The organism is uncultured Tenacibaculum sp. (assembly GCF_947498805.1).
GTDB lineage: Bacteria > Bacteroidota > Bacteroidia > Flavobacteriales > Flavobacteriaceae > Polaribacter.
In genome coordinates, this window is the sequence record NZ_CANMLT010000002.1 from 455,247 (window position 1) to 481,032 (window position 25,786).

At 30.4% G+C, this 25,786-nt stretch carries 21 protein-coding genes and 1 riboswitch; of the genes, 9 read left to right on the forward strand and 12 right to left on the reverse strand.

Translation table 11 applies throughout. The features are described 5' to 3' along the window. Window positions 1–43 precede the first annotated feature (43 nt). Window positions 44–1,837, forward strand: coding sequence for a DUF885 domain-containing protein (locus tag Q0873_RS05045; protein WP_299104804.1), 1,794 nt, complete (start codon window positions 44–46; stop codon window positions 1,835–1,837). A 169-nt stretch (window positions 1,838–2,006) separates the two neighbouring features. Here the strand turns inward: Q0873_RS05045 and Q0873_RS05050 are convergent, their stop codons facing one another. Beyond that, the gene (locus tag Q0873_RS05050) at window positions 2,007–2,219 is read right to left on the reverse strand and encodes a hypothetical protein (protein ID WP_299104806.1); all 213 of its coding nucleotides are present in this window, start codon (window positions 2,217–2,219) and stop codon (window positions 2,007–2,009) included. 325 nt (window positions 2,220–2,544) lie between these two features. Between Q0873_RS05050 and Q0873_RS05055 the strand changes: the two genes are divergently transcribed. From Q0873_RS05055 to Q0873_RS05065, 3 genes are all read left to right on the forward strand, one after another. Further along, window positions 2,545–4,215: a helix-turn-helix domain-containing protein gene (locus tag Q0873_RS05055; RefSeq protein ID WP_299104807.1), complete on the forward strand. Its 1,671-nt coding sequence runs from the start codon at window positions 2,545–2,547 to the stop codon at window positions 4,213–4,215. A gap of 165 nt (window positions 4,216–4,380) precedes the next feature. Beyond that, window positions 4,381–5,796 carry a T9SS type A sorting domain-containing protein gene (locus tag Q0873_RS05060; protein WP_299104809.1) on the forward strand — a complete coding sequence of 472 codons (1,416 nt, stop codon included), beginning with the start codon at window positions 4,381–4,383 and terminating at the stop codon, window positions 5,794–5,796. Between the two features lie 86 nt (window positions 5,797–5,882). Next, entirely contained in the window at window positions 5,883–7,055 is a 1,173-nt protein-coding gene (locus tag Q0873_RS05065; protein WP_299104811.1) for a nuclear transport factor 2 family protein, read from the forward strand. A gap of 1 nt (window position 7,056) precedes the next feature. Here Q0873_RS05065 and Q0873_RS05070 read toward each other — a convergent pair whose 3' ends face one another. Together Q0873_RS05070 and Q0873_RS05075 are read right to left on the reverse strand one after the other, a co-directional pair. Then, a complete protein-coding gene (locus Q0873_RS05070; RefSeq protein WP_299104813.1) occupies window positions 7,057–7,470 on the reverse strand; it encodes a hypothetical protein in 414 nt (137 codons plus the stop codon). After that, window positions 7,457–8,053, reverse strand: coding sequence for a sigma-70 family RNA polymerase sigma factor (locus Q0873_RS05075; RefSeq protein WP_363322537.1), 597 nt, complete (start codon window positions 8,051–8,053; stop codon window positions 7,457–7,459). Before Q0873_RS05075 ends, Q0873_RS05070 begins: the two co-directional genes overlap by 14 nt. A 129-nt stretch (window positions 8,054–8,182) precedes the next feature. Between Q0873_RS05075 and Q0873_RS05080 the strand changes: the two genes are divergently transcribed. Then, window positions 8,183–8,566, forward strand: a complete 384-nt coding sequence (locus tag Q0873_RS05080; protein WP_299104814.1) for a DUF6249 domain-containing protein — start codon at window positions 8,183–8,185, stop codon at window positions 8,564–8,566. A 569-nt stretch (window positions 8,567–9,135) separates the two neighbouring features. Here Q0873_RS05080 and Q0873_RS05085 read toward each other — a convergent pair. From Q0873_RS05085 to Q0873_RS05100, 4 genes are read right to left on the reverse strand one after another with little or no spacing between them, the layout of a single operon-like run. Beyond that, window positions 9,136–10,245, reverse strand: a complete 1,110-nt coding sequence (locus Q0873_RS05085; protein WP_299104815.1) for an efflux RND transporter periplasmic adaptor subunit — start codon at window positions 10,243–10,245, stop codon at window positions 9,136–9,138. A gap of 21 nt (window positions 10,246–10,266) precedes the next feature. Next, the gene (locus Q0873_RS05090) at window positions 10,267–11,511 is read right to left on the reverse strand and encodes an ABC transporter permease (RefSeq protein WP_299104816.1); all 1,245 of its coding nucleotides are present in this window, start codon (window positions 11,509–11,511) and stop codon (window positions 10,267–10,269) included. Window positions 11,512–11,513: 2 nt separating this feature from the next. Then, a complete protein-coding gene (locus Q0873_RS05095) occupies window positions 11,514–12,743 on the reverse strand; it encodes an ABC transporter permease (RefSeq protein ID WP_299104817.1) in 1,230 nt (409 codons plus the stop codon). Between the two features lie 2 nt (window positions 12,744–12,745). After that, on the reverse strand, window positions 12,746–13,450 hold the full coding sequence (locus tag Q0873_RS05100; protein ID WP_299104819.1) for an ABC transporter ATP-binding protein: 705 nt from the start codon (window positions 13,448–13,450) through the stop codon (window positions 12,746–12,748). Between the two features lie 143 nt (window positions 13,451–13,593). On the opposite strand from Q0873_RS05100, the gene Q0873_RS05105 reads away from it, so the two are divergent. Beyond that, window positions 13,594–14,007, forward strand: coding sequence for a thiol-disulfide oxidoreductase DCC family protein (locus Q0873_RS05105; RefSeq protein ID WP_299104820.1), 414 nt, complete (start codon window positions 13,594–13,596; stop codon window positions 14,005–14,007). Between the two features lie 54 nt (window positions 14,008–14,061). On the opposite strand, the gene Q0873_RS05110 is transcribed toward Q0873_RS05105, so the two are convergent. Continuing rightward, complete coding sequence (locus Q0873_RS05110; RefSeq protein ID WP_299104821.1) at window positions 14,062–15,939, reverse strand: TonB-dependent receptor plug domain-containing protein; 1,878 nt, start codon at window positions 15,937–15,939, stop codon at window positions 14,062–14,064. An 83-nt stretch (window positions 15,940–16,022) separates the two neighbouring features. Beyond that, window positions 16,023–16,204, reverse strand: a riboswitch (cobalamin riboswitch). Between the two features lie 68 nt (window positions 16,205–16,272). On the opposite strand from Q0873_RS05110, the gene Q0873_RS05115 reads away from it, so the two are divergent. Then, on the forward strand, window positions 16,273–17,382 hold the full coding sequence (locus Q0873_RS05115; RefSeq protein ID WP_299104822.1) for an ABC transporter substrate-binding protein: 1,110 nt from the start codon (window positions 16,273–16,275) through the stop codon (window positions 17,380–17,382). Window positions 17,383–17,384: 2 nt separating this feature from the next. Next, a complete protein-coding gene (locus tag Q0873_RS05120) occupies window positions 17,385–18,317 on the forward strand; it encodes an MBL fold metallo-hydrolase (RefSeq protein ID WP_299104824.1) in 933 nt (310 codons plus the stop codon). On the opposite strand, the gene Q0873_RS05125 is transcribed toward Q0873_RS05120, so the two are convergent. The 4 genes from Q0873_RS05125 to Q0873_RS05140 form a co-directional block, all read right to left on the reverse strand. Further along, window positions 18,307–18,915: an alpha-ketoglutarate-dependent dioxygenase AlkB gene (locus Q0873_RS05125; protein WP_299104825.1), complete on the reverse strand. Its 609-nt coding sequence runs from the start codon at window positions 18,913–18,915 to the stop codon at window positions 18,307–18,309. The genes Q0873_RS05120 and Q0873_RS05125 overlap by 11 nt on opposite strands. 45 nt (window positions 18,916–18,960) lie before the next feature. Beyond that, window positions 18,961–20,154, reverse strand: a complete 1,194-nt coding sequence (locus Q0873_RS05130; protein ID WP_299104826.1) for a hypothetical protein — start codon at window positions 20,152–20,154, stop codon at window positions 18,961–18,963. Between the two features lie 609 nt (window positions 20,155–20,763). Then, window positions 20,764–23,361: a M1 family metallopeptidase gene (locus Q0873_RS05135; RefSeq protein ID WP_299104827.1), complete on the reverse strand. Its 2,598-nt coding sequence runs from the start codon at window positions 23,359–23,361 to the stop codon at window positions 20,764–20,766. A 36-nt stretch (window positions 23,362–23,397) separates the two neighbouring features. Then, window positions 23,398–25,059, reverse strand: a complete 1,662-nt coding sequence (locus Q0873_RS05140) for a SulP family inorganic anion transporter (protein WP_299104828.1) — start codon at window positions 25,057–25,059, stop codon at window positions 23,398–23,400. A gap of 151 nt (window positions 25,060–25,210) precedes the next feature. Between Q0873_RS05140 and pyrR the strand changes: the two genes are divergently transcribed. Then, the gene (gene pyrR / locus Q0873_RS05145) at window positions 25,211–25,750 is read left to right on the forward strand and encodes a bifunctional pyr operon transcriptional regulator/uracil phosphoribosyltransferase PyrR (RefSeq protein WP_299104829.1); all 540 of its coding nucleotides are present in this window, start codon (window positions 25,211–25,213) and stop codon (window positions 25,748–25,750) included. Window positions 25,751–25,786: the final 36 nt, after the last annotated feature.

Genomic DNA, 25,786 nt, shown 5'->3' on the forward strand with positions numbered 1-25,786 from the left:
GATTTTCTTTTTGGTATATTTGTTTGCAATAAAAAATATAACCATGAAGAAAATCTTCTTTACTATAGTAACTGCTACTACCCTATTTGTTTCATGTAAACAAGAAAAACAGGAAGTTAAAACTACTACCCCTGTTCAAGAAAACACTGAATTTAATCAATTATTAAAAGATTATAACGAAGGAAAACTAAAGTTAAATCCACTGAATGCAACCTTTGCTGGTGATAGTCGTTATAATGATCAGTTTCCTAATTTTCTGTCGGATGAATATGGACAAAAAAGCAATAACTTTTTCAATGATTATAAAACTAAACTAGCACAATTTAAAGATGCTGACTTAACGGAAAGTCAACAAATGAGTAAAGCTGTGTTGGATTGGGATTGTGATATGGTCTTAGCACAAGCAAGCTATAAAAATGATTTATTAATGCCTATTAATCAAATGTGGACAGTAAATCTAACCATGGGTCAATTAGCTAGTGGAAGTAGTGCACAGCCTTTTACTACAGTTAAAGATTATGAAAATTGGTTACGTAGATTAGAACAATATAACACTTGGTTGGAATCTGCTAAGGTTCGTATGGAACAAGGAATTAAAGAAGGATACGTTCTTCCCAAGTCATTAATCAAAAAAGTAATTCCGCAATTTGAAGTTTTAGCTACTACAAAATTAGAAGATCACCTTTTCTTCTCTCCAATTAAAAACTTTCCAGCTGAATTTTCTAATGAAGAAAAAGACAAGCTTACCAAAGACTATACTAGCATATTAAATGATAAATTGATTCCTTCATTTAAAGCTATCTATGAGTTCTTAAAAACAGATTATTTAGCTGCTGGTAGAGAAGATAGTGGAGTTGATGGTGTTCCTCAAGGAAAAGAATACTATCAACATGCAATTAAAAATTACACCACTACTAATATGACCGCTGATGAAATCCATGAATTAGGATTGAAAGAAGTTGCTCGTATCTTGGCAGAAATGGAAAAAGTAAAAGAAGAAGTTGGTTTTAAAGGTACTCTGAAAGAGTTTTTCAATTATGTTCGTGATAACAAGGAATTAATGCCGTACACAGAGCCTCAACAAATTATAGACAATTTCAATGCTATTCATGAAAAAATGAAACCGCAATTGGAAAAATTATTTGGTAACAAACCTAAAACTCCATTTATCGTAAAACAAACAGAAAAATTCAGAGAAGCTTCTGCAAGTGCTGAATATAATCCAGGTTCTTTAGATGGAACACGTCCGGGAGTTTTCTATACGCCAATTCCTGATGCTTCTAAATACAATGTGTTTTCTGATGAAGCTTTATTCTTACATGAAGCTATTCCTGGACATCACTATCAAATTTCTTTAACACAAGAGAGTACAGAATTACCAGCTTTTAGAAAAACATTATGGTATAGTGCTTACGGAGAAGGTTGGGCTTTATATACAGAGAATTTAGGAAAAGAATTAGGTTTATATACAGATCCTTATCAATACTTCGGAATGTTAGGAATGGAAATGCACCGTGCAATTCGTTTAGTAGTTGATACAGGTATGCATGCCAAAGGATGGAGCCGTGAGAAAGCTATTCAGTATTCATTAGATAATGAAGCAGAAAGCGAAGCAAGTATCATTTCAGAAATTGAACGTTATATGGCCAATCCTGGGCAAGCATTGTCTTATAAAATAGGTCAGTTAAAAATAAGAGAATTACGCGATAAAGCTTCGAAAGAACTTGGTGATAAGTTTGATATTAGAGAATTCCACAATCAAGTTTTAGAGACAGGTTGTATTCCTTTAGCTTTATTAGAAAATAAAATTAATAGATGGATAGTTTCTGTAAAATAAATAATCTCGATCCATTTATATAAACTTAAAAAATAGTCGAATAGTAGCTTTTAAAAACTACAACGTTAAACAAACGACTAATAGAATAATGTTTTATAAAGAATCCTCAGGGTAAATTCCTGAGGATTTTTTTCCTTACGGTTTAGTTTAAAGCTTAAATATTATAAAACTAAGCACAAGTTAATCCTTCAAGATAAATCGGAGCAGGAGTAATTATACAACTTCCAGAGCAGCATTTAACTCCAGAACCTTGTTCAGCAATTAAAAGACAATCATAATCTGTATTACACTCATTACCTAAAAAATGACGTAATCCTCCTTTTATTTCTTTTTGCTCATTCTTACTAATACTTGTTCCTAAATTTAAAATTGTTTTTTTCATAATCTATTGTTCTTTAAAAATTAATACCTTAAATTATTTTCAGACATTTAAAGCTTCTGTCTCTCTTCGCGAAAATTGTTCTTAATTAAGTAACACCTCAAAGAAAGTTTATAAAAAAAGGGATAACAAATGAAGTATTCCTGTATTTATAAATTTTGACACCTAAATACTAACAAATTCAACCAAAACAACAAGACTCATAACAAAAACAAAATCAAAAACTTACATAACAACAGTTGCCCTAAATTTATAAATATGGGATTCCACTCAAATTTTAATACTATTTACTTGTTACATTTAGCCTGAACTCTACTCTAATACAAGTATGATATACTCAAAGATTTTTCCGTTTGCTTATTTGTTCTTATTGATAAGTATCGTATCAAAAGCACAAAGCACTATACCTAGCGCTAATGTTTCTTTTGAAAAGCTTACTGGAAAAACACTATATCAATCAATCAATTATTATAAATTAAGGTTCCAAGCAGAAGGTTTTGAAGGAGTTTCTGAAGAATTGGATACTTTATTTTTAACTATAAAACAAAAAGAAAGTCCAACCTTAAAGAGTGATTTCTATTTTTTAAATACCATAGTTGATATGAAAAATAGAAATTTGTTAGAAAACTATAGATACGTAAACATTTATAAAGAATTTGTTTCTAATCATTCGATTAATAAACCTTACAAAGCAAAATTGAAACTCTTAGAAGCATATTGTCACTTTTTTAATGGAACTTGGGCGACATCATTAAAATTATTTCAAGCAAGTGCTTCTTTAGCTAAAAAAGAAAAAGATCTAATAACCCAATTAAACGCTGAATTATATCACTCTTACATTATTTCTTTCACTATAGATGAAGTCAAAGGTTTAGATGAGTTAAAAAATTTGTATCAAAAGTTAAAAAACAATACCTATCCTAACTTCTTTCAGAAAGACCTAAATCTTTTAAAAGTAGACATTTCAGAACGTTTTTTTAGATATTATAGAATTCAAAAACCATATGAACTTGATACATTAATTAAATACAATACTATTCATACAAATGAAATTTTAAATATCAAAGATGATCTGGCTTTATCGAAAATGTATCTCATGGAAGCTTATATAGCTACTCGTTTACATGATGACGAAAAGGCAAAATTAAATTTACAAAAGGCGTTAAGACATCCTCTAGACTATTACAATCAATTGTTACTTTCTGATATCTATTATCTACAGGGAAAATTTAAGGAATCAATATCAATTATAGAAAATTCTAACTTTATTAAAAATTTACCTATTACAAATACTCCTTCTTGCCCACTGTTAAATTCTGAATTTCTTTCCTTAGCAAATTCTTATCGACAATTAGGTGATTTTAAGAAATCTAATCAATATTATGATAATCATGTAGTTGCTTTTAAAAGCTTTACGGATATCTTAAACTCTGTTTCTTCTACTATTAAAAAGAAAGAAATCACTTCTTTATCAAAAGAATTAAATGATTTAAAATCTAAAAAACACAAAATAAAGTATCAACTTTTGGTGAGCTTTACTGTTGTTACTGGTTTAATCGGCATCTTTTTATTTTATTATTTTAAAAACAGAAAAAATGTGCCCGAATTAACTCAACAGTTACCTTCAAAGAAAAACGCTTCTCCTATAAAAAAAGAAATTATCGAACATATTTTAATTGGATTAAAAAAGTTAGAAAAAGAACAATATTATTTAAATAAAGAGTGCAATGCGTACAACACTGCTAAAAGAATAAAAACTAATACATCTTATCTTTCAATTGTTATAAACTCTCATTATCAAAAAAACTTTAATAGTTACATTAATGATTTAAGGATACATTTTGTTCTTGAGAAACTTCAAAATGATAAACGTTTTCGATTGTATAGTATACAAAGTATAGCAGAAGAAATTGGATATAAAAGTTCAGATTCTTTTGCTAAGTATTTTAAGCAACATACCGGTTTATTACCTTCATCTTATATAAAATCAATCAGTTAATTTTATTTTTATTTAACAATAAAAATCCATCTTAATTACTTAAGGTGGATTTTTTGTTTCTCGTTCGGAAAACCAAATAAGCATTTCGGAAAGTATTTTATTCATTAACCTCTTCTCCCCTTTTACTTTGTTTTCACAAATCAATAACCAACAAATAAAATTAAAATGAAAAAAACAATTACTTTACTTGCTTTATTCTTAGCTTCCAATCTAGGATTTAGTCAAACCGTAAACATTCCTGACTCCAACTTTAAAAATGCACTATTAAGTAACACCCACAGCATTGATACTAACAATGATGGAGAAATTCAAGTTTCTGAAGCACATGCATGGACAAATCCAATTGTTGTTTCGGGTAAAAACATCACTGACCTAACTGGGATTGAAGCCTTTATCAACACACCAATACTAGCATGTGATGGGAATAAATTAACCACTTTAAATCTCAGATATAACACAAAATTAACGATGTTATTCGCCATGGGGAATCAGTTAGAAAAGTTAGTTTTAACTCATAACAATCAGTTACAAACTCTTTACGCATATAATAATAATTTAAAAAGTGTAAATGTTGCCAATGGCAATAATGCGGCCTTAACAGTTTTTGATCTAAGGCAAAATCCAAGCTTAAAATGTATTCAAATAGATCGATATTTTAATCCTTTAAGCAATTGGAATAAAGATGCCAATGCAGTCTATAGCAATTATCCTTGTAGACAAAGTATAGATCCTGCATTACCAGATAAAACTGTTTTTGTTCCTGCTCCAAAAACAGGATATAAAAGTAGCTCATCACAAATTGTGAATATCCCAGATAGTAATTTTAAAAATGCTTTGTTAAATAACACTCCTGCAATTGATACAAATAACGATGGAGAAATTCAAGTTTCTGAGGCACAAGCCTACGGACCATATCTAAATATTGGTAGTAAAAACATTAATGATTTAACAGGAATAGAGGCTTTTACAAACCTTACCTTTCTGGCTTGTGCTGGAAATAACCTAACGAAGTTAAATGTAGATAAAAACGTAAACTTAACTGTTCTTTTTTGTGCGGGAAATCCTATAGAAAAATTATCATTAGTTAAGAATACAAGTCTAAATAACTTAAGTAGCTGGAATTGTGATTTAAAAACAGTAAATGTTGCAAATGGAATGAATAGCATTTTTACAACTTTTAATGTTACTAATAATCCAAACTTGAAATGTATTCAAATTGACAATGGCTTTACACCAAATAGTTCTTGGAGTAAAGATAGTGGTGCTACATATAGCATTTATCCTTGTGCAGAAACAATCGATGCAGTACTACCGGACAAATCAGTTATTGGACCTTCTCCTATAGGTGGATATAAAACAAGCACTGAAATAGCAATTTACCCTAATCCAACTATAGATATTTTAAATATCAAAGGAGGAAAAAACATTCAAAAAATTGAAATCTATAATCTAAATGCTATAAAAGTTCTAGAAACGACATCTACTACTCTTGATGTATCTAAACTAGAAAAAGGTGTCTACTCGGTTAAAATGGTTACAGACAAAAATGAATCAATCTTAAAAAAGTTCGTAAAGGAATAAGTTTTGAAATTTAATTTAGATTATTCATCAAATCCAGAGTTTTAAAGCTCTGGATTTTGTATTTTGGATACCTAATACTATTACCAATGAAAAAGCTATTATTCTCATTATTTATTACCTCTTATGCTATTGCTCAAACAAATACTGAAGTTCATTTATTTGATTTAAAACAAAATAATAAAAAATGGACTGTTTCCAATGGTCAAAACATTTCTAATAATGATGGATATGATAGTCAACCTCATTTTTACGATAACAACACTGTTATATTTGCTTCTAATAACAACGGACAAACGGATATTCTAGCATACAATCTAAACACCCATAGTAAAAACTTCATTAGTAGCACTACTAAAGGAAGTGAATATTCACCTCAAAGAATCCCTAACTCAAAAGATGTATCTGCTGTAAGATTGGATAAAAATGGTTTACAACGATTCTATCAATATAATTTTAGCTCTGGACAAAATAAGGAAATCATTAAAGATTTGGTAGTAGCATATCCAATGTGGTACGACAAAAACACGGTGATATCTTCAGTAATTGTAAATGATAGCCTCCATCTTTTTGTAAGTGATTTAAAAAAGAAAGTAAACACATCTATTACGAAACAAGTTGGACGTTCTTTTCATAAAATTCCTAATTCGAAATTAGTAAGTTTTATGAAACAAAATGGAAAAAAATGGGAAGTATGGTCTTTAAACCCACTGACCAAGGAAACTAAAAAAATAACGAATACAGGTATTGCTCAAGATATTTGTTGGTTACCAAACGGTAATATTTTAATTCCTTATGAAAACACCTTGTATCAATTCAATCCAACTACTGATAAAAGCTGGTCTGTTTTTCATAACTTTAAAGATGAAAACATTAATAATATATCAAGAATAACAGTGAATAAAGACGCAACAAAACTAGCTATTACTGCTGTAGTTTCTCCAAGAATACTAGCGCAAGAGCAATTAGAAGCTTATAACAAACGAGATATAGAAGCTTTTTTAAAACCTTATGCTAAAGACGTAAAGGTGTATACGTATCCTGATGAATTAAACTATCAAGGGATTGAGGAAATGCGTAAACGCTATGCTCCAATGTTTAAAAAGACAACAGATTTACACTGTAAAATTACCAGTAGAATTGTAAAAGGAAATGTTGTAATTGACGAAGAGTTAGTAACAGCAAATGGCAACACCTTTAAAGCAGTTGCCATTTATGAAGTTACTAATGGTAAAATTAGTTCGGTTCGTTTTGTACGATAAATTATAGGTTGTACTTTCTTGTAAAATGATTTTTTAGGAAAAAGATTTGTAAAAAAATCATTATTGTAAAAAGAAAAGAAACATACAATACTGTATTAGAAATACTTATGTTTTTAAATAAATCTGGCATTTGTATCTGTGGAATATAGTCTAATATTTTCTTAGGCATTTTTACCCAGTTCAAAGAAGTACCTCTAGATACGTAAACAATCGACACTACTAATATTGTGAATAATACTCCCCAAACCTTTTTGGATATTAAAGGAGTTGCTTTAAATACTTCAGCGTTTTCAGTTTGCAAAATACTTTGCATAATATTTACTGTAAAGTCTATCGATGGCTCCTTTGCATCTAATTCTTTTATATACTTTTTGGTAAAAGCATCTAATTCTTCAATATGTTTATTTTCTCCCATAATGATTAATTAATTCGGGTTCTACTTTTTGTTTTACAATAGATAACAATCTTTTTCTAGCTCGATGCAATTTCACTTTTACATTGGCTTCTGAAAAATCCGTTACCTCAATAATTTCTTTTAAACTTAGCTCTTCAAAATAAAACATCCATAAAATTGAACGTTCATCTTCCGGAAGGTCTTTCATGCACTTTTCAATAATCAATGCACGTTCTTTTCGTTCTAAAGTGTCTAAAACACCTTCTGTTGTTTGTATCTTATTGATGGTTACTTCATCTATTGTATCTGTATTATATTTATTCTTTCTCTTTTTTAAGCTATCTAAACAGGTTCTATAGGCTATTTTATAAATCCATGTAGAAAACTTTGATTCACCTTTAAACTTACTCAAATTCTTATAAGCTTTGATAAAAGTATCTTGAGAAACCTCTTCTGCTTCTTCCTTACTTTCCAACATCTTATAAGCCAAAGAAAATACCATCGTTTTATACTTATCTACTAGAAAAGCGAAAGCATTCGTATCTCCTTTTAGGATTAGTTCTATGTAAGCTTGATCGTTAATAATAGTTAGTTTTATATCTATGACATATTCCTGTCAAAAAAGGTTACACATTTTTTAAAAATTATTTTTTTTTATTTTTTTGTAACCTTTTTAAAAAGCAGACAGTCATACCTTCAAACAAATTAAAAATAATCATTTAAAATCAAAAATATGGAAGTAGCAATTGTATTTATGTTCTTGTTCGCAGTAATCTTCGGAATCTTTTATTTATTCTATTCAACAAGAAATAAAGAACGTTTAGCTTTAATAGAAAAAGGTGTAGATGCTAAAATATTTATGCAAGGAGAAAAAAAGCGTTCAACTTTAACAGGAAGAGTTATTATTTTAAACTTGGCTTTATTAGCTATGGGAATCGGAGTTGGTGTTTTATTCGGAGCATTATTGGCTTCAATGTTTGGTTATAATGGTCCATGGGATATGCGTCCAAGTAATGCTGTAGATTCAGAAGTATTCTTTGTATCATCAATCTTCATTTGTGCAGGAGCAGCATTATTTATTGGTTTCAACTTAACCAAAAAGTTAGACAATGAATAAATAATTACTCAATGTAATTCATAACAATACTCATCTAAAAAACCCTAAGAACTAATCTTAGGGCTTTTTAGCGTTTATATATAAAACTATTAGCCATAAACATACTAAATCATTTAATAGCTATATTTAAAACGCGTTAATAGTATTACAATACTTTATTGCTCTCTTTTTGTATCCGATGTTAACTTATTTATAATTTGGCTTCTCCTCTACTCTAACCTTTTCTTTTAATTCTTATACGTGTATATAATTGAGTTAATCGCTTCTCTAAAGTATGATACATAACTATAACCTATTTAACCAAGTAAAAAACAATACCTCCTACGTAGTAATTTAATGCTTTAATTATTTCAACTCTTGCTTTATATCAATTAAACCAACTTTAAAGTACTTGGTTTCTATTATTTCTTTTTAACTACATAAAGTGAACTATTAAAATGGTTTTGTCCTTAAAACGAGCTTTTAAAAGGTTATCACATGTCATGTTTTAATAGTATAATTTTAATCTAGACGTATAAAAAAAGCAGCTCTATTTTAGAGCTGCTTTTTTAAAAACTAATTATAATTTATTAGCTATTATTTTTCTTATCGTCTTTAGAAGCTTTGTTCCATATTTTAATCTCTTCGTCTACTCCTACTCCATCTAATACTTCAACATTAACTCCATCTGAAATACCTAACTTTAAAGTCTTCTTTTCAAAACTATCTTCTCCTGTTTTAACTTCAACATAAGGTTCTTCCGTTTTCTTGTCAAATCTTAATAAAGATTCTTTAATAGATAAGATGCTATCTTTTTTATCTAATACGATATCAGCATTAGCACTATAACCTGCTCTTACGAAATATTGATCATCTAAGGTTACATCTGCTTTAATCTTAAACTGAACCGCTCCATTTTCTTCTGTTCCTTTTGGTGCTATAAAGTTTAATATTGCAGGGAACTTTTTATTTTCAATAGCTCCTAATGATACGTCAATATTAGAACCTCTGACTAATTTACCAACTTCTGATTCATCTACCTTTCCTTCGAAAATCATTTTAGTCATGTCGGCAATTGTAGCAATTGTTGTTCCTGCATTAAAGTTATTTGATTGAATTACCTGGTATCCTTTCTTTACAGGAATCTCTACGATCATACCAGAGGTTGTTGCTCTAATATTTGTATTCGCACCTGCAGATCCAGCTGATCCTTTTCTAATAATTTGATAATCATTTTGAGCATTGCGTAAGTCGTTCTTAGCTTGGTTAAATGATAACTCAGACGCTTCAAATTGTTGACTAGAAATTACCCCTTTATCAAATAATGCCTTGTTTCTTTCGTATTGTGTTTTTGCATTATTTAATTGAATTTGAACAGAATTGATTCTTCCCTTCGCGCTTTGTAAAGATTGTTCATTAGGTACTACTCTAACTGTAGCTATTAAATCACCTGCCTTTACAATAGCTCCTTCTTCTAAATATACTTTATCGATAATTCCAGAAATCTGTGGCTTTATTTCTACTTCCTCTAAAGGTATTACTTTACCTGTAGCTACCGCTTTCTTAACAATGGTAGTTTTAAATGGTTTTTCCGTTTCATACGTAATTACACTCTTTTGATTTTTCTTTCCTAACCAAATTAGTATGATTACAAATAGTAGTAATACAACTCCTAAAATAATTTTTGCTCTTTTACTCATGATTAATTGATTGTTACTTTTTTATTCTTCTCTTAGTGCTTCTATTGGTTTAATAATTGTTGCCATGTGTGCTGGAATTAGTCCTATTACGGTTCCTAAAACCACCAATATAAAAAATGCTAACATGACAATTGGTATGTTTACTGTTGGGTTTACAAGGGTTGGATCATCTCCACTACCCACGGTTACATCAAGTACATATAATATTATTCCTCCGAAAACAATCCCTAACATTCCCGCGATTGTCGTTAAAAAAACCGATTCTAATATTATCTGTCTTCTAATGCTACTTGGTGTTGCTCCTAATGCTCTACGTATTCCTATTTCTTTGGTACGTTCTTTTACGGTAATTAATAGGATATTACCAATTGCAAATACCCCTGCAATTAATGTAGCAATACCTACAAACCATGTTAAAAATTGCATTCCCTTTAAAAAACCATTCAGTTTATCAATTCGATCTCCTAAATTAAAAGAACCAAAAGCTCTTTTATCATCAGGATGCACTTTATGCAAATTTTTAAGAGTTAATACTAAATCCTTTTCCAATTGAATAATATCGTACCCTTCATTCGCTGTAACCGTCATCCAATCGATATTATTTGCAGTATTATATACTTTTTGAAAAGTTGTAAATGGTATATATGCTGTATCTCCATCTAAATCAATTCCCGCAGCTCTTTTATATACTCCTACTACTTTATAGTTAATTTCAGCAATCTTTACATATTGCCCAATAGGCATTTCATCTTTATCGAATAACTGTTTATAAATGTCTTCTGAAATTACACAAACCTTAGCTATATTATTGATATCATTTTGGTTGATAAATCTACCATAAATTAAATCTTTCTTTTGAATTTTATCTAAGATAGGATAATCTCCACTTACCTGAAATGCACCCGATTTAAAATTTCTTACAACATTACCATTGGTTTGGTTTCTTGGAGCCAAAAACTTGATTTCATCCTTATATTCTCTTTTTAAAGCTTCAATATCTTTAAAAGTTAAATTAAACCTTCTCCCTTTCTGAAAACCTTTAAAAGGCATGTCTGTTCTCTGTGTCCAAATAAAAACACTATTGGTTGCAAAATCACCAAATATCCTTTTAAAGTTATTCTCCATTCCACGAGCAGCTCCTAATAAAACTACTAAAATGAATATTCCCCATAAAACTCCTATAATGGTAATACCTGTTCTTAGTTTGTTTTTACGAATACTACCGTAAATCTCTTGCCAAGTATCTGAATCAAATAAAAACTTCATAATTAATCTGCTCTTAGTGCTACAATAGGTTTAATTTTTGCTGCCTTCTTTGCTGGTAAATATCCAGCCAGCAACCCTGATAAAATCAAGATAATCGTTGCTCCTATTACGATACCAGGACTTACACTTGGATCCTTTATAAAAAACTCTTCTAAACTATCTCCTATAGCACTTAATATATAAGTTCCTAATGTTAAACCTAAATATCCTGCTATCGTAGTAATTAAAATAGATTCTTGGATTACCATTCCAATAATTGAAGATGGTTTTGCTCCTAATGCTTTACGAATTCCAAACTCTTTTGTTCGTTCTTTAATCACAAAAATCATAATATTACTAATTCCAATGATTCCTGCTATTAATGTACCAGACCCCACAAAGATTACGATAAAGTACAGGGCAAACATAAATTGATTAATTCCTTTATTTGCTTCTGCCATATTTCTTACAGAAAGTGCACTTTGATCATCTGGATGAATGTCTAATTTCTTTCTTAAATCTTTTTCTAGGCGGTTACCAAAAGTAATAGCTTGATCTAAGCTTAATTTTGGATCATAACCAATATTTATTTGACTGATATAATCATTATTACCATATAATTTCTGCGCAGTTGTTACTGGCATGTACGTTAAACGTTCTTCATTATCTCCTCCTTTATCTGAAAAGATTCCGATTACTTTATATGAAATCCCATCAACATTTAATTGTTTTCCAAGTGCAGGCTTTTCTCCGAACAAATCTTGCTTAACTAACCTACCAATTACCATTACCTTAGATTTATTTTTTAAATCCAACTCATTAATGTAGCGTCCTTCATCCATGATCGTTTTTTCTAAAAACTGATGATCTGGATGTACTGCTCTTAATTGATAATTGTTTTGTTTGTTTTTATATGCAATATTTACACTCTTGTAAATTCTTGCAGTTAAATGTTGAATTTTATCTTCGTAACTATCTTTTACATAGTTTAAATCCTTATTCTTTAACTGAATTCTTCTACCCGTTTGTAATCCTTTGTAAGGCTTTGAAGTTTTCCATACTCTTACAAACATTGCATTGGTAGCATCATCTACAAAGGCAGTTTTAAATTGATTTTGTAGTCCAGAAACGATTCCGAACAACAACGTAAATAACAAAATAGCAAATGCTACTGTAAAGCCAGATAATACAGAACGTAACTTGTTTTTATTTATACTTTGGAAGATTTCTCTCCAGCGATCTAAATCAAACATAATTAAACGGCTTTAGCTTTACTTTTATAGACCTCTGTTAACTCATCACTAATAATCACTCCATCTTTTAAACGAACTACTCTATTCGTTTGCTCTGCTACATCTTCCTCGTGTGTAATTACAAAAACGGTAATACCATCATCGTTAATTTCCTTTAACAAATCCATTACAGAATCTGTTGTACTAGAATCTAATGCTCCTGTTGGCTCATCTGCCAAAATTACTTTTGGCTGTGTTACTAAAGCCCTTGCAATGGCAACTCTTTGCTTTTGCCCTCCTGAAAGTTCATTGGGTAAATGATTCGCCCAATCTTTTAATCCAACTTTTTCTAAATAATCTAATGCTGTTTTTAATCGTTCTTTTCTACTAATACCTTTATAGTAAAGTGGAAGTGCCACATTTTCTAATGCTGTTTTATAAGATATTAAGTTAAACGACTGGAATACAAATCCTAAAAATTTATTACGAAGTACTGCTGCTTTTTTCTCATTTAAATCTTCAATTAATTGACCATTTAAATAATAGTTTCCTTCATCATGGTTATCTAACAACCCTACAATGTTTAGTAAAGTAGACTTACCAGACCCAGAAGATCCCATAATAGATACAAACTCACCCTCTTTAATGTGCAAGTCTAATCCTTTTAATACATGAAGTGAATCTTTACCTATAGGATAGGATTTGTGCAGGTTTTCTATACGTATCATTAGTTAGTTATTTTATAGCAAATTGGTTATTATCTAACATTTTTATAGCTGAAGCATCAACTACTGTATACTAGACGCTTCTTTTTTAATAATGTTACAAAACTTATTTATAAATTTGAATTTCACTTATCATTTCCACTTAAATGACTGACATTTATAAAGATAAAAAAATTATATTGTTTGATGGAGTTTGTAATTTTTGCAATAATTCCATTTTAACGATTATTAAATACGATAAAAGTAACTCCTTTCTATTTACCTCGTTACAATCCGATACAGGCAAAAGAATCGTTGATCATTTGCGTATTGACACTTCTAAAATTGATTCTATCGTATTATATGAACCCAATATTTCCTATGATATCAAATCTACTGCGGCTCTAAAAATCATGAATAACTTTGGTGGTATTTGGAAACTAAGTCAAGTTTTATATATTTTCCCAAGGCCTTTAAGAGATCTAGTTTATGATTTTATTGCAAGAAATAGGTATAAATGGTTTGGAAAAAGAGAAGAATGTATGATTCCTACAAAAGAAATCAAGAAAAAGTTTATATAAAAAAACCCATGATAAAATTTATCATGGGTTTTAAATTTGCATTTAGGAAACCTATTAAAACTGAACTCTTAATCCTAGGTTAAAGTTTCTTCCTCTAGCAGTATATGCATTTACATCTTGGAAATTTTCATTTAACACATTTGTTAAACTTCCAAATAATGTAATTTTATCTTTTAATATTTTATGATTTACAAATAAATCCACTAAACTATATGAATCTAAAGTACCTCCAAAAGTCTCTCTCTCTCCAGTAAACCTATAAGAAACACTTGTAAAAGTTTTTGGTGCTACTTGATAATTAGCTCTTACTCCAAATTTTTGCTTTGGTAAATTAATTATACTAGTACCTCCATCAATATTTATGAAAGTATAGTCAGCTAAGATTGTTAACTCCTTAATTGGTGCATAGGTAACGTTTGCTTCGATACCTTTTAAGTTAAAAGTACCTAAGTTGTTTAAATATCTACCTGCATTCCAAACAACTTTATCTGTTTCTTCTCTATAGAAGTAAGTTGCATTTAACGTTAAATTATCTAAAACATCAAATTCAAAACCTCCTTCTACTGTAAAGTCTTCTTCTGGCTTTAATTGATCTACAGTATCTGCTTTGTTAAAAATTTCTGATAATGTTGGTGCTATAAACGCAGTACCATATGAAGCAAATATTTTTAAGTTTTTCCCGTCTAAAACTTCAAAGTTGTATGATGGGTTAATGTTATATACGAAGTGTGTTCCGTATTCATTGTGTATGTTTGTTCTTACCCCTGCATTAATATTAAATCTATCTGTATTATAGTTTGCAGAAACATAAGGGTCATAAAAATGTTGCTTTGCTGTTCCTTTACCTATATTACTAAAAGATGCTTCTTGTAACATATCTTGAAACTGTCCTGTAACACCAGTAATCACAGAGAATGTTTGTGTTAATCTATAGCTATTAAACACATCAAAGCCTTTTACTTCTCCATTAAATACACTTCCTCCAAAAGAATTAGATTCTCTATCGATATCTGTAAAAAATGCTCTTGCTTTTAACTCTCCTTTTGCATATTTGAAGTCAGTACTAAATACCGCTCTGTGTTGCTTTGTATCAGCGAAAAAGTCAGCATCTCCAGCTGGGAAAGAAGAATCAAACTCATTGTTAAAAGCATTAAAGCTACCTTCAATTCCTACTCTTAATCTTTTTGTTACATTATATCCTACTCTTAATAATGCATTTTGACGATAAAACTTATCTTCTTGATTTGGAGTATTTGGATCTATATTTTCAATAGCAGATAAACCAGAAGAACTGTTTGCATTTAAACCTACTAAGTAATCGAACTTACCTACTGTACCATTAAAATTAAAGTTTGCTTGAATTTCATCTACAGCAACTTTAGTATGCTCTGCTGATCTGTTACTACCAAAAGAAGTTGTAAAAGTTCCTTCAAAAGCTTTCTTTGATGATTTCTTTAAAATAATATTAATAACTCCAGTTGCTGCACCAGAACCATATAATACAGAAGAAGCTCCTTTTAATACTTCAATAGATTCTACTTGATTTAAATCTAATTGTCTTAAATCAAAATCACCAGCAATAGATGACGGATCATTTACATTCACTCCATCAATTAAAACTGCTACTTGTTTGTTTCTACCCCCACGAATATAAACCCCTAAATTTTGTCCACGGTTACTTTGACTACCGTTAATTTCAATTCCTGGAACTTCGTTTAAAATTTCTACTAAGCTTTTTCCTTGTCTTTCTTCAATTTGCTTAGACGTTAACTTATAAACTACTTTTCCAATATTTTTCTTACTTGTTTTGATTTTAGTTGCAGTTACCACAACTTCATCTAACTTTTCAGTGTTCTCTTGCTCTTGAGCAAAAGATTTTGTGCTTGCTAAAGACATAGCAATTGCACCAACAATTAGTAATTGTTTTTTCATTGTTAATGATTTAATTTTACAATTAATCAGGTTAAATTTTTGTACGTAATAGGTTTAAGTACATTAACTTTTGTCCCGAAAGTTTTACTTATTCTGATTGTGGCAGGTCTCCTGACTTGCGTCTTGTAACTTACCTTCCCGTTTTTAACAGTGGTAAAAGTCTTAGTTACAAGCTTTATAGCTTACAGTTGCGGGAACAGTTTCGGATTTACACCGAATTCCCTTTTAATTTGACTTATGAGAAACCATAAGTACAAAACCAAAATCGCCGCAAATGTACTTCAAAAATTGTTATTACAAAATAGTTTTGTAATCTTGCTGAAAACTTTAAGTATGAAAAACTATTTTCTTGTAGCCTTATTAACCTGTTTTATTTCATGTAAGAAAACAGCTAAAGATGAAAAAAGCCTGCAAAAGAAAGCTTCTTCTGAGATTAAGTATGCCAAAGGATTTGATATTATTAAAAATGAGTCAACGACCACATTAATTATTAAAAAGCCTTATCAAAACGCTAGAGAAACTTTTGAATATACAATTTCAACAACAAAACAACCCAACACTATTCACGTTCCTATTGAGAAGCTTGTAGTTACTTCAACCACTCATATTCCAATGATTGAGTTATTAGGTAAAGAAAATTCTATTATCGGTTTTCCTCATACAAGATACATCTCTTCTGAAAAAACAAGAAAACTTGTAGATAATGGAAACATTGCCGAAATAGGTAAAGAAGCATCGCTTAACACCGAAATTTTGATTGATCTACAACCTGAATTGGTAGTTGGTTATTCTGTAAGTAATATTAGTAAATCCTACAAAACAATTGAAAAATCTGGAATTCCTGTAATGATGCATGGTGGATGGCTTGAAGAAACCCCATTAGGAAGAGCAGAATGGATTAAGTTTTTTGGTTTATTATTAAACAAAGAAAAAGAAGCTGACAGTATTTTTAATAAAATTGAAAGTGATTATATAGCGGCTAAAAAATTAGCCTTTAAATCAAACAAACAACCTTCTATATTATCTGGTGCTATTATGAATAGTGAAGTGTGGAACTTACCTGCAGGTGAAAGCTTTGTAGCTCAGTATTTGCATGATGCTAACTTGAACTATTTATGGAAAGATACCAAAGGAAGAGGTAGCTTGTCTTTAAGTTTTGAAAGTGTGTTAGACAAAGCTCAAAATGCAGATGTATGGATAGCTCCTGGTTATTTTAACACAAAAGAAGAGATGTTGCAAAGTAATACAAACTACCAGCAATTTAATGCATTTAAAAATGGTCAGGTCTATACGCCTAACCTTAAAAAAGGTAGTACAGGTGGAACCATTTATTTTGAATTAGCTCCTGTAAGGCCTGATTTAGTTTTAAAAGACATTATCAAGATTACTCAGCCTGAGTTACTTCCAAACTATGAAACTACTTTCTTTGAAAAAATGAATTAATTATGAAATCTAAATTTGCCATTCTATTACTGTTACTATGTATTTCTTGTACCCAAAATGAGCAACCTATCAAAGAGGTTTCCATTGTTGTGCTAGGAACAGTGCAAGATGCTGGATCTCCTCAGATAACTTGTAAAAAAGAATGTTGCAAAGATTTATTTACTTCTCCCGACTTATCGAGAAAAGTAACTTCTCTCGGGCTAATCGATCCAAAATCAAACAAAAAATTTCTTTTTGAAGCTACTCCAAATATTGGAGATCAAATTAGATTACTACACCAACTAAATAATTTTAAGAATGAAGCTCCGGATGGCGTATTTCTAACACACGCTCATATTGGTCACTATGCTGGATTAATGTTTTTTGGTAAAGAGGCAATGAACGCTAATAAAATTGCAACATATGCAATGCCCAAAATGAGAGATTTCCTTAAAAATAATGGGCCTTGGAGTCAATTGGTTTTAAACAATAATATCGAAATAAAACCTCTTAAAAATGAACAAGAATTTGCCTTAACTAATCATATTAAAATTACTCCTTTTACAGTTCCTCATCGTGATGAATTTTCTGAAACAGTAGGATACAAAATTAAAGGCCCAAATAAAACAGCGCTATTTATTCCAGATATTGATAAATGGGAAAAATGGAACAAGAATATTATTGAAGAGATTAAAAAAGTAGATTATGCGTTTTTAGATGCTACTTTCTTTGATGGAAAGGAAATTAATAATAGAGATATTTCTGAGATTCCGCATCCCTTCGTAAGTGAAAGTATGACTAAATTTGGTCAGCTTGAAAAAAGTGAAAAGAAGAAAGTGATTTTTATCCATTTCAATCATACCAATCCTTTATTAAATTCATCTAACCAAGAATATAAAGAAGTTATACGTAATGGTTTTAAAGTAGCCAATATCAAGGATGTTTTTACCTTGTAATTGTTCTAAAAGTTAGGTTTATTCTTGGTCTGTGTACTTTTTTTGTAGGTGGTAAACGATGCAACCAATGCGTTTGTGTTTCATCCTTCATTACTAATAATGAACCATGCTGAAGTATTAGAGAAACTACTTCTTTGGTTTGTTTGTGTTTAAATCCGAATTTACGCTCTGCTCCAAAGGTTAAGGATGCTATTGCTCCATTCTTTTTTAAATCCTTTTCTCCATCGCTATGCCAAGCCATTCCTTCAGAACCATCATGATATAAATTCAACAAGCAAGAATTATAGGTTTCATTGGTTTCTTTTTCTACCAGTTCTTTTAGTGCTAACAACTCTTTGGTAAAGGGTAAAGCTACTTTTGTTGTATTGGAATACGAATACTCAAAGGCTTCTTCAGCATACCAAGCCACTTTACGTTTAGTTACCACTCGTTTTCCAAAAATGATCGCCTCATCATTACGCCATTCAATTTCATTTAACAAATAATCATGATACAAATCTGATTGCGCCTTAGATAACACTAGTCCGTGATAATGAACTGTTCCATCTTTTGGAAGTAAGTTTTTAGGTTTGCTATCGAATTGAGAAAATAGATCCATATGGTAAAAATAAAAAACTCCTGAGTTAACAGGAGTTTTACAAGACTAATTTCTAAATTTATTTCTAGTAATTATATGTTTTAGTTTTTCTTTGATATCAGTTCCGGTATCGTATACCATTTGTTCATTTGATGGAAAACGTACTCTTTCAATTCTAATTAAGTCTAAAAAAGACTCTTCTAAAGCTCTTTTATCACCATCATAATCGGCATAACTATGTTCAAAAACGAACTCACTATTTAACGGAAATTGTTCTAATAATTGATTTGTTCTATTATCTATATACTTCACCACTCCAGTTACTCTACTACTCTTAAATTGCGTAAATCTATAAAACTTACAACGCGCTGTAATGAATTTATCAACCTTAATTTTGTTCCCTAAACTATCTTTAACATAATTTCCATTATCATCTAAAAGATATTTAAATCCATCTTTAATCTTAAGCTCCTTAATAATTTCTTTTTCTCGGATTTGTTCTGGTGATACTTGTATTCTTCTAAAGTTTAACTCCAAATCAAAGTCATATTGAACTTCCTTTACTCTTTGCGAATGATACACTGTCCAAAAATCGTTTAATCCATAAGTATCTATCGCTAATAAATCTCTTTCTAATCTTCTAGGAATAATTTGATTGGTTTCATTATACACTGATACAAATACGTAATCAGTTCCTTTAATATGAGACTCTTCTAACATACTTCTCACATCCTTATAATTCGGCGCAATTCTATCTACATTACTCAACTCTTGATAAGCTCTACGATAATTGATTTTGTTTTTTCTACCCTCCTCAAATATTGCCTTTCCATTATCATATAAATGCGCTACATAATCTTCTTTTGCCTGAATAATTGCATCGTCATAGTTCACAAAATCAAACGTAGCATATCTTCCAGACATTAATTTTAAAGGTAATAATGGCCTAATTTTTTCTTGTCTGAATTTCAAATCTTGAAAAAGATTGTAAATTGTTTTTAAGTTTGCTGGATTGTTTTCCTTTTGTAAGAAAGATAATCTTGCTTCATCGCGCTCAACAGCTTTTATAAAAGCCTCCTCTAACATTACTATATATGGTTGATTCTTCTCCTTTGTTTTATTTTTAGACAAGTTTTCAACCGATAATGCGATGGCTTTTTCATAATTCCCGGTGTTAATTGCCTTCTGCGTAGATTTCACACTACTACAAGACATAATAACTAAAGAGGAAATAAATAATAGTATAGTAGTTTTCTTCATAAGTATAAGTTTAGCTAAGCTAGTCAAGATTTGTGCCAAAAATACTTATTTCTATCTATTATTCTAATAACATTACAATTGGTTTTTTATATAACACTACCATACAAGCATTTACTTTATGAGGGAGTGCATTTTATGATACTTATACACTAAATATGCTATTTTAAAAAACACTAATGAAAGTCCAACTTTAAAACTTTTATATAGCAATGGTACAAGTTGCATGACATAACTCATAGGATGTGTATTATTACCTTTCTTCCGATAAACACTCATGAATGTTTCTAAAGAGTAACCTTTATTAAACTCAATAAAACATAAGAAAATATAACATACCCCTGTAAAAAGATACACTTTATAGCTCAGTGTATTTAACTTAGTTCTTATTGCTATAAATAGATAAAATCCTACAGGTAAAAAGAATAAAACAAAGGGAGTTAAAGTTCTCTTATTCAAAGAATCTTCAATTAAAGCAACAAGCAACCCTATAACAACATTTAAAAATACAATTAACAGAATTGCATAATACAATTCAGAAATACTTTTATTTAAATGTTTTACTGTTATCTTATTATAAATGTTCTTTGAATTCAACGTAACCTATTTTAGCTACTCAAGTATTTTTGCCATAGCCTTCTGAATCGCGTCCATATTTGCTTCTAACGTAGCAGGCTTTGCCTTCTTTTGCATTTGCACCATTTGACGTAGTAAATTCACTCCTACCTTATCAAAATTGTACTGTTTATACTGAATTCCCTTTGCAACAATATCATTTGAAAGATTCTCGATTGCCTTTGTATTATCACTTTTAGAAATCTTATCAAATGCCTTTTTATACAACGATTGAATCTTTTTATTTTGACTTAAAAACATTCCTGCCATGACATTACTCGCTATAAAACTTAACTCGTCATGATCATTTTCTTCTAAATAAATACGTGTTAACGGAGTAGCAATAATTCTTTTAACTTCTAAAGGCAATGTTTTCGACTTTTGAATAGCCAAGTCCTTATCGATATAATACATTCCCACTAAAGATTTTCCTAAAACCGAATATGATTTGCTCTGTAGTCCTTTTTCAAATACCGATTTTAATTCTGGATCTGTTAATTTCCCTAAGGTTTCAACAGCCGCGGCTTGCACCAATGTTTTAGGGTCATTATTCGCTAAATCCATTATTTTTTTGATCACTCTTTTTTTGGTATGCTTATTTATCAAATTAACGTTTTCTAAAGCTAACACTCTTATTTTATAAAAATCGTCATTCATTGCATTAGCAATAGCATTAAAAGCATTCTTATCATCTTGCCTTTTTGCAACTTCCAATAGCGCTTCCCTTTTATGTGCGTAATTATCTGCATGTTTTAATTGATAGATATAATCGCTCAATACTTTATTTTCTTTAATATCACATAATAAGACACCATCTGCATTAATTTGAATTAAGTTTGGATGTTTTGTAAATGGAAAGGTAAATGAAGCATCTCTTCCTTCAACAAAAACATTATGACGTGTTCTTTTACCTCCTTCAAAAATATCGATAGCAAAAGGAAACTTAAATTCATTTATCTGCGTTTGAACAATATTTACAGTAACTGTTTTTCTTAACTTATTATAGTCATATGAGATGTCTAATTTTGGATGACCACTATTAAAATACCATTGGTTAAAAAACCAGTTTAAATCTTTACCAGTAACCTCTTCTAAAGCTAAACGTAATTGATGCGCTTCTGCAGCTTTATATTTATAATCTGTTAAGTACTTATTTAACCCTGCATAAAAAGCCTCGTCTCCAAGATAGTTACGTAACATATGTAAAATAGCTCCTCCTTTGTTATAGCTAACGGCATCAAACATGTCTTCTTTATCATCATAATAAAAACGAACAAGATGCTTGTCATAGTTATCGCCACTTTTATAAGCTTGTGTATCTTCAAATAAATGAGCATCTGCTTCATTTCTTCCATACTTATGCTCTAACCATAAGTACTCACTGTAATTTGCAAAACTCTCATTTACGGTTAAATTACTCCAACTTTCAGTCGTAACTAAATCTCCAAACCAATGATGAAATGCTTCGTGTGCAATCGTGTTCTCTTGTACATTTTCATCTATTAATTGCCCTGGCATTTGATATGCTTTTTCCCCATGTATAACCGCCGTTGTATTTTCCATTGCTCCACTTACATAGTCTCTTCCTACAATTTGTGCATATTTATTCCATGGGTATTCTACACCTGTAATTTTTGAGAAAAACGCTAACATCTCCGGTGTATTTCCAAAAATATCTCTGGCATATGGGGCGTATTCTTTCTCTACATAGTATTCTACTGGTATATTTTTGTAGGTGTCTTTTATAATTTCATACTCTCCTACTCCCATAAAAAATAAATAAGGAGCATGCTTTTGAGTAAAATTCCAATAGTCAGTGCGTGTTCCGTTTGGATTATCTGTTTGTTTTTCTAGCTTTCCATTAGATAAGGTTACGTACTTTTTAGGAACGGTAATATATATTTCTTGTGAAGTCTTTTGATTTGGTGCATCTATTGTTGGAAACCAACAACTACTTGCTTCTGTTTCTCCTTGTGTCCAGATTTGTGTTGGCTTGTCTTTTTCCAATCCTTTTGGATTGATAAAATACAATCCTTTTGCGTCTGTAATCGCAGCACTTCCCTTTTGTTTAACTCTTTCTGGTCTCGCTGTATACTTTATATATATCGTAAATTCTTCCGTTCGTGTATACTTTTTAGGAAGCTCTATTTTTAGCTCAAAATCATCATAATTATAAGGTAAATCAGTTCCATCTAAACTTACTTTATGAATTTTCATTGCTTTGGCATCCAATGTCAATTTATCTGTTTCATAAAAGTGAGGTTTTAAAGTAACCCACTCCTCTCCATTCAATTCTTTCTTTTCAAAATTAAAATCAACTTTTAATTTGGTGTGTATAATGTTATGAATCTTATCTTTTTCTGCTCTATATTTTCTAGATTGAGCATTGATGGTTATTGAAAGTAGGGTAAGGAATACAATAAGGGCTTTCTGAAACTTCATAAAATCGTTCTTTAATGGCTCAAAAATAATAAAATAAGCTTGTTGCCTTGTTAATTGGGAGTTAAAATGAAAAACATCCATCCCTTTACCATTTTGAGCCTTTTCTGGTTTAGACAAACTTTGTGCCAATACTAACAAAAAAGTGGTTAGCATTCACTAACCACTTTTATTTTTTTAATAATCTAAGTATTAAAATGTATATTCTGATAAAGGTTTTGGAAACTTTTCTGGATTCGCTGCTAAGTGATAACGCGGATCTTCTATATCTTCTTCGATTACCTCTGTAAAAATCGGACTTGCCTTATATAATAAAACTTTACAATCTTCACTTAAATGCTTTAAAGTAACTTTCTTTCCTACTGCTTGGTATTTTTCAACCAATGCAAAAATTGCTTCTATTGCTGAATGATCTGAAACTCTCGACTCTACAAAATCAATTTCTACCGTATTTGGATCATTTTTTACATCAAACTTCTCATTAAATGCTGTAATACTTCCAAAGAATAAAGGTCCCCAAATTTCATAAACTTTGGTTCCATCGTCTTTCATTCTCTTACGAGCTCTAATCTTTTTTGCATTTTCCCATGCAAAGACTAATGCCGAAATAATTACTCCAACAAACACAGCAATTGCTAAATCAAATACCACTGTAACCGCAGAAACTATAATTAGTACAAATGCATCTGATTTTGGAATTTTATTCATAATTCTGAAACTAGACCAAGCAAATGTTTCTATTACCATCATAAACATTACTCCTACTAATGCAGCAATAGGTACTTGTTCTATATACTTATCTGCAAATAAAATAAAGGTTAATAATGTTAAGGCCATCATCACTCCAGAAAGACGTCCTCTTCCTCCCGCATTGATATTAATTACGGTCTGACCAATCATACCGCATCCTCCAGTACCTCCAAACAATCCACTTACAATATTCCCTGCTCCTTGAGCCACACATTCTTTATTTCCGTTTCCTCTAGAATCTGTTAATTCATCTACTAAATTCATAGTCATTAAAGATTCTATCAAACCTACTGAAGCAGCTAAAAATGCATATGGTAAAATAAACGAAAGTGTATCTAAATTAAATGGTAAGTTTTGCCATAATTCTAAATTAGGTGTTGGAAATTTTCCTGATAAACCATCTCCTCCACCTTCTCTAATATAAGATCCTACAGTACTAACATCAATTCCGAAAATTACTACAATAGCTGTTGTAATTAAAATTGCTGTTAAAGCAGCAGGTACCTTTTTGGTTAGTTTAGGTAACCCCCAAATTATTCCCATAGTTAAAAGTACCAAACCTAACATTGTATATAATTCTGAACCTTGCATAAAAATGTTCGTATATTCCTTTACACCTTCTGCAGAAATACTCAGTTCTTTATGTGAAAACATTTTTACTTGAGCAATAAAAATAACAATTGCTAATCCATTCACAAACCCCATCATTACAGGATGTGGTATTAAACGAACAAAACGTCCTAATTTTAAAACCCCTGCTCCAACTTGAATAAGCCCCATTAATATAACAGCACCTAACAAATAGTAATACCCCATATTATCAATAGGCGCATCAAAAAGCATCCCTTTTTTATGCCCTTCAGCAATCATATTAACAAAAATAACCGCTACCGCTCCAGCTGCACCAGAAATTAACCCTGGTCTACCTCCAAAAATAGCTGTTATTAAACCTATAATAAATGCTCCAGATAAAGCTACTAAAGGATCTATTTGAGCAACAAAAGCAAAAGCTACTACTTCTGGTATCATTGCTAAAGAAACTGTAATACCTGCAAGCGTATCATCTTTAATGTTAATCTTCTTACTTTTAATGTATTTCATCATAATATTTCGGATCTTATGTAAAAGCTGGCAAATGTAAAGATAATTTTATTTATATAGTTTCATGTTTCATTAAGTTTAATTTTGTTCACGTATAATTTTAGCTTACTTTTGGGTTTTGAAACTATCATTTAAAACTTTGATAGCGACAAAAATGGAAAGCAAAATTTTACTTACCTCGAAAGAGATTGAAATTATTCTTCATCGATTAGCATGTCAGTTAATCGAAAATCATAACGACTTTTCTAATACTGTATTAATTGGATTACAACCTAGAGGTAGTTTTCTTGCCAATCGTTTGGTACAAATATTAAAAGAAGATTACGGGATTTCTGATTTACAATTAGGTTTATTAGATATTACTTTTTATCGCGATGATTTTAGAAGAAATGAGGAGCCATTAGAAGCAACTCCTACTAAAATTGATTTTTTAATAGAAAACAAAAAAGTAGTTATTATAGATGATGTATTGTACTCTGGTAGAAGTGTACGATCTGCTTTAACTGCTTTGCAAGCTTATGGTAGACCTCAAAATATTGAACTATTAGTACTAATTGATAGAAGGTTTAGTCGCCATTTACCTATTCAACCAAATTATAGAGGACGACAGGTAGATGCTATCAATCGAGAAAAAGTAGTGGTTCACTGGAAAGAAACACAAAATGAAGATGCTATATTTTTAGAACAAATTTAAAACAGCATCAAAACAATAACAATACAACAATTACAA

What these genes read in the sequence shown, in the direction of transcription:
- Q0873_RS05045 (WP_299104804.1), top strand. Translation starts at nt 44, where the DNA reads ATGAAGAAAATCTTCTTTACTATAGTAACTGCTACTACCCTATTTGTT.
- Q0873_RS05050 (WP_299104806.1), bottom strand. Translation starts at nt 2,219, where the DNA reads ATGAAAAAAACAATTTTAAATTTAGGAACAAGTATTAGTAAGAATGAG.
- Q0873_RS05055 (WP_299104807.1), top strand. Translation starts at nt 2,545, where the DNA reads ATGATATACTCAAAGATTTTTCCGTTTGCTTATTTGTTCTTATTGATA.
- Q0873_RS05060 (WP_299104809.1), top strand. Translation starts at nt 4,381, where the DNA reads ATGAAAAAAACAATTACTTTACTTGCTTTATTCTTAGCTTCCAATCTA.
- Q0873_RS05065 (WP_299104811.1), top strand. Translation starts at nt 5,883, where the DNA reads ATGAAAAAGCTATTATTCTCATTATTTATTACCTCTTATGCTATTGCT.
- Q0873_RS05070 (WP_299104813.1), bottom strand. Translation starts at nt 7,470, where the DNA reads ATGGGAGAAAATAAACATATTGAAGAATTAGATGCTTTTACCAAAAAG.
- Q0873_RS05080 (WP_299104814.1), top strand. Translation starts at nt 8,183, where the DNA reads ATGGAAGTAGCAATTGTATTTATGTTCTTGTTCGCAGTAATCTTCGGA.
- Q0873_RS05085 (WP_299104815.1), bottom strand. Translation starts at nt 10,245, where the DNA reads ATGAGTAAAAGAGCAAAAATTATTTTAGGAGTTGTATTACTACTATTT.
- Q0873_RS05090 (WP_299104816.1), bottom strand. Translation starts at nt 11,511, where the DNA reads ATGAAGTTTTTATTTGATTCAGATACTTGGCAAGAGATTTACGGTAGT.
- Q0873_RS05095 (WP_299104817.1), bottom strand. Translation starts at nt 12,743, where the DNA reads ATGTTTGATTTAGATCGCTGGAGAGAAATCTTCCAAAGTATAAATAAA.
- Q0873_RS05100 (WP_299104819.1), bottom strand. Translation starts at nt 13,450, where the DNA reads ATGATACGTATAGAAAACCTGCACAAATCCTATCCTATAGGTAAAGAT.
- Q0873_RS05105 (WP_299104820.1), top strand. Translation starts at nt 13,594, where the DNA reads ATGACTGACATTTATAAAGATAAAAAAATTATATTGTTTGATGGAGTT.
- Q0873_RS05110 (WP_299104821.1), bottom strand. Translation starts at nt 15,939, where the DNA reads ATGAAAAAACAATTACTAATTGTTGGTGCAATTGCTATGTCTTTAGCA.
- Q0873_RS05115 (WP_299104822.1), top strand. Translation starts at nt 16,273, where the DNA reads ATGAAAAACTATTTTCTTGTAGCCTTATTAACCTGTTTTATTTCATGT.
- Q0873_RS05120 (WP_299104824.1), top strand. Translation starts at nt 17,385, where the DNA reads ATGAAATCTAAATTTGCCATTCTATTACTGTTACTATGTATTTCTTGT.
- Q0873_RS05125 (WP_299104825.1), bottom strand. Translation starts at nt 18,915, where the DNA reads ATGGATCTATTTTCTCAATTCGATAGCAAACCTAAAAACTTACTTCCA.
- Q0873_RS05130 (WP_299104826.1), bottom strand. Translation starts at nt 20,154, where the DNA reads ATGAAGAAAACTACTATACTATTATTTATTTCCTCTTTAGTTATTATG.
- Q0873_RS05135 (WP_299104827.1), bottom strand. Translation starts at nt 23,361, where the DNA reads ATGCTAACCACTTTTTTGTTAGTATTGGCACAAAGTTTGTCTAAACCA.
- Q0873_RS05140 (WP_299104828.1), bottom strand. Translation starts at nt 25,059, where the DNA reads ATGATGAAATACATTAAAAGTAAGAAGATTAACATTAAAGATGATACG.
- pyrR (WP_299104829.1), top strand. Translation starts at nt 25,211, where the DNA reads ATGGAAAGCAAAATTTTACTTACCTCGAAAGAGATTGAAATTATTCTT.